This window comes from Mycobacterium sp. 1165178.9 (assembly GCF_001673555.1).
Lineage (GTDB): Bacteria > Actinomycetota > Actinomycetes > Mycobacteriales > Mycobacteriaceae > Mycobacterium.
Map to the genome: position 1 here is coordinate 1 of NZ_LZMB01000527.1, position 7,791 is coordinate 7,791.

The following is a 7,791-nucleotide window of genomic DNA, read 5'->3' on the forward strand; positions in this document are numbered from 1 at the left end:
ATCATTGCGATCGTATTGCCTTCTCGGACAGCGGGAGACGCGGTCACACCGCCCGTCCGGCCGGTGCCATATTGCCCGGTCCGACGCGCGTGGCCTTCGGCTGTGCCGGCGCCTGGGCGGGGATGCAATCTCGCAGGTTTCAACCCTCGCTCGCCGAGGCCGATTTGAGCACGATGAGGCCTTTAGTGCACAGCGCCGAAAGCGGAGTGAAGAGGATTGTGAATTGAGTCTCGCGTTTCATTGGTTTCTGCCGACCTACGGCGATTCGCGGAATCTGGTCGCGGGCGGGCACGGCACGGCGATGTCCGGTGACCGGCCGGCCACCCTGAGGTATCTGCACCAGATCTGCACGGCCGCCGAGGACAACGGTTTCGAAGCCGTCCTCACGCCCACTGGACTCTGGTGTGAGGATGCGTGGCTGACGACGGCGATGCTGGTCGAATCGACCGAGACCCTGAAGTACCTGGTCGCGTTCCGTCCCGGGATGTTGAGTCCGACCCTGGCCGCGCAGATGGCCGGCACCTTCCAGCGGCACTCCGAGGGACGGCTGCTGCTGAACGTCGTCACGGGCGGCGAACCGCACGAGCAACGGGCCTACGGGGATTTCCTGGACAAGGAGGCCCGCTACGCCCGCACAGCAGAGTTCTTGCATGTGGTGCGCAAGCTGTGGACCTCCGAGGAGCCGGTAACCTTTGCCGGAGAACACATTCAGGTGCAGGACGCACAGCTGAACAACCCGCCCGACCCGATACCGGCGGTGTTCTTCGGCGGATCCTCGGCATCCGCCGGACCGGTGGCGGCCAAGCACTCCGACGTGTATCTCACCTGGGGTGAGCCGCTGCCTGCGGTCGCCAAGAAGCTCGACTGGATTCGCGGGCTGGCGGTCGACGCCGGCCGGATCCTGCAGTACGGCTTGCGGATTCACGTCATCAGCCGCGATACGGCCGCCGAGGCGTGGGCCGAGGCCGACCGGTTGCTGGCCGCGATCGACCCGGCCGACGTCGAACGGGTACAGGCCAGCCTGGCGCGCAGCGAATCCGAAGGCCAGCGCCGCATGCTGGACCTGCACGGCGGCGACAGCAGCAAATTACTGGTCGCGCCCAACCTGTGGGCCGGGGTGGGCCTGGTCCGCGGGGGAGCGGGCACCGCCCTGGTCGGGTCACATGCCGAAGTCGCCGAGCGGCTGGCCGAATACGCGAAATTGGGCATCAGCCACTTCATCCTGTCGGGCTATCCGCATCTGGAAGAGGCATATTGGTTTGGCGAGGGCGTCCTGCCGCTGCTCGAACGGATGGGGTTGTGGCGGCACCCCAATCGCCAGTCGCACCCGGCAGCGGCGACGCCGTTCGCGGTCGCCTCGGCGCACTGACGGCCATGGCGGCAACCTTGCCGGCGTCCGCGCCCGACGCCGGGATCGCCACCGGAGTGACCGACGCGGCCGACGAAGCATCCGCCCAGCAGCGCCGGCGGCTACGCATCGTCGTCGCGGCGAGCCTGCTGGGCACGACGGTCGAATGGTACGACTTCTTCCTGTACGCCACCGCGGCAGGCCTGGTGTTCAACAAGCTGTTCTTTCCCAACGAGAGTTCTTTGATGGGAACACTATTGGCGTTCGCGACCTTCGCCGTCGGGTTCGTCATGCGGCCCATCGGCGGCCTGGTGTTCGGCCACATCGGCGACCGGATCGGTCGCAAGCGCAGCCTCGCGTTGACCATGCTCATCATGGGCGGCGCGACGGCACTTATCGGCGCGTTGCCGACGGCGGCGCAGATCGGGGCGTGGGCGCCGGTGCTGCTGCTGATCTTGCGCGTGCTGCAGGGTTTCGCGCTCGGCGGCGAGTGGGGCGGGGCGGTGCTGCTGGCCGTCGAACACAGCCCCGGCGACCGGCGCGGCCGCTTCGGGGCGATTCCACAGATCGGTTTGGCGCTCGGATTGGCCTTGGGCACCGGCATATTCGCCTTCCTGCAGATCGTTTTGGGGCCGGCGCGGTTCCTCTCCTACGGCTGGCGTATCGGATTCCTGCTGAGCCTGCTGCTGGTCGTGATCGGCATCGTGGTCCGGTTGCGGGTCGACGAGACACCGGCGTTCCGCGAATTGCAGGACCTGCAGGCCGCATCCACCGTGCCGATCCGCGACATCGTCCGCGAGCCGCGTTCCCGGCGAAATACCGTGCTGGGCCTGCTGTCGCGGTGGGCCGAGGGCTCGGCGTTCAACACGTGGGGTGTTTTCGCCATCAGTTACGCCACCGGCGCGATGGGATTGAATCGGGTGTCGGTCCTGGTGGTGGTGACGATTGCCGCCCTGGTGATGGCGGTGCTGCTGCCGGTATCGGGACGCTTGACCGAGCGCTTCGGTGCGCGGCGGGTATACCTGGCCGGCATCGCCTGCTACGGCCTGGCGGCCTTTCCGGCGTTCGCCCTGTTCGGCACGAAGAATCTGGTGTGGTTCGCGCTGGCGATGATCGTCGTGTTCGGCGCGGTGCATGCGCTGTTCTACGGCGCGCAGGGCACGCTGTACTCGGCGCTGTACCCCACGAACACGCGCTACACCGGATTGTCGTTCGTCTACCAGGTCTCGGGTATCTACGCCTCCGGGGTCACGCCGATGATCCTGACCGCGCTGATCGCGGCGCTCGGCGGTGCGCCGTGGCTGGCGTGTGGGTATCTGGCTGCGACGGCGGTGATCAGTGTGATCGCCACGGCGCTGATTCGCGATCGAGACCTCTACCTGTAAGTCGTTGTTGCTGCGGGTCGCGAAGGCGGATAGCGTCCGGGCATGCGGCGCACGCAACGCCAGGCGAGTTCCGGTTCTGCGGGAGAAGATCCCGCCGCGCCGGATGGCGGTGTTAATCCGCAACTGCGCCAAGGGCTGTCGCAGCGCCAGCTCAACATGATCGCCCTAGGCGGCGTGATCGGCGCCGGACTGTTCGTCGGGTCCGGTGTGGTGATAAAAGACACCGGCCCGGCGGCGTTCCTCACCTATGCGCTTTGCGGTCTGCTCATCGTCCTGGTGATGCGGATGCTGGGTGAGATGGCGGCCGCGAACCCGTCGACCGGATCGTTCGCCGACTACGCGGCCAAGGCGCTGGGCGGCTGGGCGGGATTCTCCGTCGCGTGGCTGTATTGGTATTTCTGGGTGATCGTGGTGGGCTTCGAGGCGGTCGCCGGCGGGAAGGTGCTCAACTACTGGTTCCATGCGCCGCTCTGGTTACTATCGCTGTGCCTGATGGTGTTGATGACCGCGACCAACCTGTTCTCGGTGTCGTCCTTCGGCGAATTCGAATTCTGGTTCGCCGGAATCAAAGTCGCGACCATCGTGATCTTTCTGATCGTGGGCACGGCGTACATCCTCGGGTTGGTGCCGGGACACCGCGGAGGCCTGGCCAATCTGCACGCGCACGGCGGGTTCTTTCCCCACGGCGTGGGTGCGGTGTTCGCCGCCATCGTGGTGGTGATCTTTTCCATGGTGGGCGCCGAGATCGTCACAGTCGCCGCGGCGGAAAGTCGCGACCCCGAGCTCGCGGTGCAAAAAGCCACCCGATCGGTCGTGGCACGCATCGGAATCTTCTTCGTCGGTTCGGTCTTCCTGCTCGTGGCGCTGTTGCCCTGGGATTCCGTGGAACTCGGTGCGTCGCCGTACGTGGCCGCGCTCAAACACATGGGGCTTCCCGGTGCGGACCAGGTGATGAACGCCGTCGTGCTGACCGCGGTGCTGTCCTGCCTGAACTCCGGTCTCTACACGGCCTCGCGCATGTTGTTCGTGCTCGCCGAGCGGGGCGAGGCCCCGATGCGGTTGGTCAAGCTCAACGGGCGCGGCGTCCCCCACTTCGCGATCCTGTGTTCGTCGGCGGTTGGGTTCGGATGCGTCATCATGGCGCGCGTCGCGCCCAACACGGTCTTCCTCTTCCTCCTGAACTCGTCGGGCGCCATCATCCTGTTCGTCTATTGGCTGATCGCGTGCTCGCAGATCATCCTGCGCCGCCGGACGCCCGCGGAAAAGCTGACGGTGAAGATGTGGTTCTACCCGGTGCTGTCCGTCCTCACACTGATCGGAATCACCGCCGTGCTGGTGCAAATGGCGTTCGACCACACGGCGCGCAGCCAGCTCTGGCTCAGCCTGCTGTCCTGGGCGGTGGTGATCGGCCTCTACTTCGTCGCGCGGACCCGCGGGCGTGTCGGGGGACTGAGTCCGTCCCAGAAGCCCTAGCGGATGCGCTAGCGAATTCCGAATTCGAACATGTGGGATGACCTTCCGGTGCCAACGTGGCGCTGTGACGCACATCGAGTCAGCTCCATCGCCGCTCGATCGACTTGACCAGCGCGGTCAGGGTTTCGTTCACCGGCGCCGCGACGCCCACCCGGGCGCCCTGGCGCGGGACGGCGCCGTTGATGACGTCGATCTCGCTGACCCGGTGCGCCTCGTGGTCCAGCAGCGCAGAGGGTTTGGCATCGAGCATCTGCGCACCGAAGGCGCGGACGTGTTCGACCGCATCGGCGACGGCGACGGCGATGCCCGACGCCCGCGCGACGGTCCACGCCTCCGTCGCGGCCGCCTGGCTGACCGGCGCCATCTCCGGATCGTCCATCACCTGCCCGACGGTCATGCCGGTCAGCGCGCACGGTGCGCTGTAAGCGGCGTTGCAGATGAGCTTCTCCCACTGCATGGCGGCGATGTCGGTGACCGCGGCCGCATCGAATCCGGCGGCCGTCCACGCCCGCGCGATCGATTCGACCGTCGTCAACGGCAGCGACGCGTAGGCACCGAACCGCATCGCCTTCATGGCGTTGTGCCGGACATGCCCGGGGGCCACGGTCGCCGCACCGAATCCGCTGGCGATTCCGACCGCGACCCGCTCCTCGCCGACGATGCCCGCCACCGTCTCCGCCGATCCCAGGCCGTTCTGGATGGTCAGCACCGGCGTGGCCGGACCCAGCATCGAAAGGGCTTGTCGCGCACCGGTTGTCACGTCGGCCGCCTTCACGGCGAGCACGATCAGGTCCATCGCCTCGTCCGGCGCCGTGGTGCTCGCCCGCAGCGGCACCACCTGGTCGTAACCCGGGCCGGTGACCCGCAGCCCGTGTCGGGCGATCTGATCGATGCCGGTTTGATAGCGGTCCACGGCCAGCACATCGTTGCCTGCGGCGGCCAGTCTTGCGGCGTAGATGGAACCCATCGCACCGCAACCGATTACGGCGATCTTCATCCGCGCTATCTCCCGTCGGTCATCTCGGCGATAAGTTCGGCCAGGCCCGCCTTCTGCTCCAGCCCGAAGCCCGCGGCGTCGGTCGGCGAGATCCGGCCCGCCGACAACGCGCACGCGTCGGAGTAGCCGCCGAACGGCGCGAACACGCCGGGGTACGCCTCACATCCGCCCAGGCCAAGCCCGGCCGCGACGTGCAAATTGATCAGGTGACCACCGTGTGGGAACGCGAAACGGCGATCAAAGCCATGCGACGCCACGACGTCGAGCATCCGGATGTATTCGGTCAGCCCATAGCTGAGGCCCGGATCCATCTGAAAGACATCATGGTTGGGCCGCATTCCGCCGTAGCGCAGCAGATTGGTCACGTCCGGCACCGAGAACAGGTTTTCCCCGGTGGCCACCGCACCGTCATAGCATTCCGTCACCGCCCGGTTCAGCGCGTAATCGAGGGGATCGCCCGGCTCTTCGTACCAGCGCAGGCCGTAGGGCGCTAGCGCGCTCGCCCAGCTGGTGGCCCCGGCCCGGTCGAATCGGCCGTTCGCGTCGACGGCCACCCGTCCCGCGTCGCCGACGATGTCGACGACGGCTTCGATCCGCGTGAGGTCCTCGCCCATCGCGGCGCCGCCGATCTTCATCTTGACCGCGTCATAGCCGGCGTCGAGGTATCCCCGCATCTCCGCGCGCAGCCGATCGATCCCGCCGTCGGCGTAGTAGTAGCCACCGGCGGCGTACACCGGCACCGAGGGCGCGGGGTCCCGTCCGGCGTGGCGGGCGATGGTCGCGCAGGCCGGCTCGTCGCGCAGTTTCGCGTTCAGGTCCCAGCAGGCCAGTTCCAGCGCGGCCGCGGCCGCCGCCCGGTCGCCATGACCGCCGGGTTTCTCATCGGTGAGCGCGCACGCCGATACCACGGCGGGATCGAGGCATCCGGACGCGTCCAGCAGCGCGTCGGGAGACGTCGCGAGCAGCCGCGGGATCATCCGGTCGCGCAGGATTCCACTTTGGGCAAACCGGCCGATCGAATCGAAGGCCACGCCCACCACGGGCCGCCCGTGCCGGATCACGTCGGTGACCACCGCAACCAGCGAGACCGTGTGGCGGGAGAAGTCGACCACCGCGCTGGCGGGCCCGCCACGTGGTCCGCCGGCGAGGGCGACCGCCCGCTCGGCGATCGCCGTGATCCGCATGCCGTCAGGAAGTCCGCGTGAGCAATACCGCTTGCTCGAAGGGCAACCTAGCGAAAACCCGTCGCACCCCGCGGGTTACGTACGCCGCCGCCTCGTCCCTGGTGACCACGCGCGGATCCGCGATGTCGAAGGTCTTGCCCCTGCTGCGCAGCCGGCCACCGCCCGCCGCCTTCAGATTCTTCAGCCAATCCCGGTCGGGGCCATAGGTCAAGACGATGGCCACCCCGGGTTTGCCGTTGACCTCAGTGTTGAACACGTTCACCGGTGTTCGGTACGGCTTCCCGGAGCGGCGTCCGACATGCTCGACGATCCCGAACGGCGGGAGCCAACCGGCCCACATCCGCTGAATCGGGTTGGTGACGTGACGGTTGAACCGGGCGAGCCTTTCTGGGAGTTGCATACCGCTATCCAACTCGCAGGCGGCCGAAGAGGACAACCCCGCCTCGGCGCAACAATCGGTCTACTGTCGTCTCATGGGAGAGGCAGCGGGTAACGAGGCCGCCCGGCGCGCCGAGGAACTGCTGCGCCGGGGGCGCGAACTGTCCGCGGGCCAGGCCATCACCGCGGACGACGTGAAGCGCGCCGCCGAACACGCCGAACATTCTCACGAGCGCGACCAGGCGGCACATCGACGTGGTGTGCAGCGCCACTACGCAGCCGGTGTCGCACACGAGCGCGCCGCCGAAGTCGAGGACCGCGCGGTCGCGGAGGGCCTCGGCGATGTCGCCGCGCACCGGCGGGCGGCGGAAAAAGAACGCGAGGCCGCGCGCCGCCACTTCATCGCGGCCCAGGAAGCCCACCAGCAGGACGCCGATTAGCCCGTGCGCCGCCTCACCAATAGCACGTCCTGCTACACCCTGTAGTGGAATGGCCCGCGAGGGCTGGGACACTAGTCGTCATGGCAAGCAGTGATCAGGCGACGGCGCACGCCACCGGGGTCCCTCGGGCCACGGCAACGTCGGCCCGGTTGTTCGAGGACGCCTGCGCCGTCATTCCCGGTGGCGTGAACTCTCCGGTCCGCGCGTTCAGCGCGGTGGGTGGGACGCCGCCGTTCATCACCCAGGCGCGCGGGTGCTTGCTGACCGACGCCGACGGCAACCGCTACGTGGACCTGGTCTGCTCCTGGGGGCCGATGATCCTGGGTCACGCGCACCCTGCCGTCGTCGAGGCCGTCGCCAAGGCCGCGGCTTCCGGCCTGTCGTTCGGAGCGCCCACGCCGGCCGAGAGCGAGCTCGCCGCCGAGATCATCGGACGGGTCGCTCCGGTCGAGCGGATCCGGCTGGTCAACTCCGGCACCGAGGCCACCATGAGCGCGGTCCGGCTGGCCCGCGGCTTCACCGGCCGGGCCAAGGTCATCAAGTTCTCCGGCTGCTACCACGGCCACGTCGACGCGCTGCTCGCCGA

General features: G+C 67.8%; 8 protein-coding genes. 5 read left to right on the top strand and 3 right to left on the bottom strand.

Annotated elements, in window-relative coordinates:
* The first annotated feature begins 223 nt into the window (after positions 1-223).
* From A5652_RS22430 to A5652_RS22440, 3 genes are read left to right on the top strand one after another with little or no spacing between them, the layout of a single operon-like run.
* The gene (locus A5652_RS22430; protein WP_067356967.1) at positions 224-1,369 is read left to right on the top strand and encodes an LLM class flavin-dependent oxidoreductase; all 1,146 of its coding nucleotides are present in this window, start codon (positions 224-226) and stop codon (positions 1,367-1,369) included.
* A 5-nt stretch (positions 1,370-1,374) separates the two neighbouring features.
* Positions 1,375-2,733, top strand: a complete 1,359-nt coding sequence (locus A5652_RS22435) for an MFS transporter (protein ID WP_067356985.1) — start codon at positions 1,375-1,377, stop codon at positions 2,731-2,733.
* A gap of 42 nt (positions 2,734-2,775) precedes the next feature.
* Positions 2,776-4,206: an amino acid permease gene (locus A5652_RS22440; RefSeq protein ID WP_255361860.1), complete on the top strand. Its 1,431-nt coding sequence runs from the start codon at positions 2,776-2,778 to the stop codon at positions 4,204-4,206.
* Between the two features lie 79 nt (positions 4,207-4,285).
* Here A5652_RS22440 and A5652_RS22445 read toward each other — a convergent pair whose 3' ends face one another.
* Genes A5652_RS22445 through A5652_RS22455 form a run of 3 tightly spaced genes read right to left on the bottom strand, consistent with a single transcriptional unit; the run spans position 4,286 to position 6,787 of the window.
* Entirely contained in the window at positions 4,286-5,203 is a 918-nt protein-coding gene (locus A5652_RS22445; protein WP_067356971.1) for a ketopantoate reductase family protein, read from the bottom strand.
* A 5-nt stretch (positions 5,204-5,208) separates the two neighbouring features.
* Positions 5,209-6,387: an enolase C-terminal domain-like protein gene (locus A5652_RS22450; protein ID WP_067356975.1), complete on the bottom strand. Its 1,179-nt coding sequence runs from the start codon at positions 6,385-6,387 to the stop codon at positions 5,209-5,211.
* A 4-nt stretch (positions 6,388-6,391) separates the two neighbouring features.
* Positions 6,392-6,787: a nitroreductase family deazaflavin-dependent oxidoreductase gene (locus tag A5652_RS22455; protein ID WP_067356978.1), complete on the bottom strand. Its 396-nt coding sequence runs from the start codon at positions 6,785-6,787 to the stop codon at positions 6,392-6,394.
* 73 nt (positions 6,788-6,860) lie between these two features.
* Between A5652_RS22455 and A5652_RS22460 the strand changes: the two genes are divergently transcribed.
* Both A5652_RS22460 and A5652_RS22465 read left to right on the top strand, forming a co-directional pair.
* Complete coding sequence (locus A5652_RS22460; protein WP_067356981.1) at positions 6,861-7,205, top strand: hypothetical protein; 345 nt, start codon at positions 6,861-6,863, stop codon at positions 7,203-7,205.
* An 80-nt stretch (positions 7,206-7,285) separates the two neighbouring features.
* Positions 7,286-7,791, top strand: a 506-nt coding sequence (locus A5652_RS22465) for an aminotransferase class III-fold pyridoxal phosphate-dependent enzyme (RefSeq protein ID WP_156745487.1), incomplete at its 3' end; no start/stop codon positions are given.

Excerpts from the sequence above, each read along its gene's own strand:
- A5652_RS22435 (WP_067356985.1), top strand. The coding sequence starts at position 1,375 with ATGGCGGCAACCTTGCCGGCGTCCGCGCCCGACGCCGGGATCGCCACC.
- A5652_RS22440 (WP_255361860.1), top strand. The coding sequence starts at position 2,776 with ATGCGGCGCACGCAACGCCAGGCGAGTTCCGGTTCTGCGGGAGAAGAT.
- A5652_RS22445 (WP_067356971.1), bottom strand. The coding sequence starts at position 5,203 with ATGAAGATCGCCGTAATCGGTTGCGGTGCGATGGGTTCCATCTACGCC.
- A5652_RS22450 (WP_067356975.1), bottom strand. The coding sequence starts at position 6,387 with ATGCGGATCACGGCGATCGCCGAGCGGGCGGTCGCCCTCGCCGGCGGA.
- A5652_RS22455 (WP_067356978.1), bottom strand. The coding sequence starts at position 6,787 with ATGCAACTCCCAGAAAGGCTCGCCCGGTTCAACCGTCACGTCACCAAC.
- A5652_RS22460 (WP_067356981.1), top strand. The coding sequence starts at position 6,861 with ATGGGAGAGGCAGCGGGTAACGAGGCCGCCCGGCGCGCCGAGGAACTG.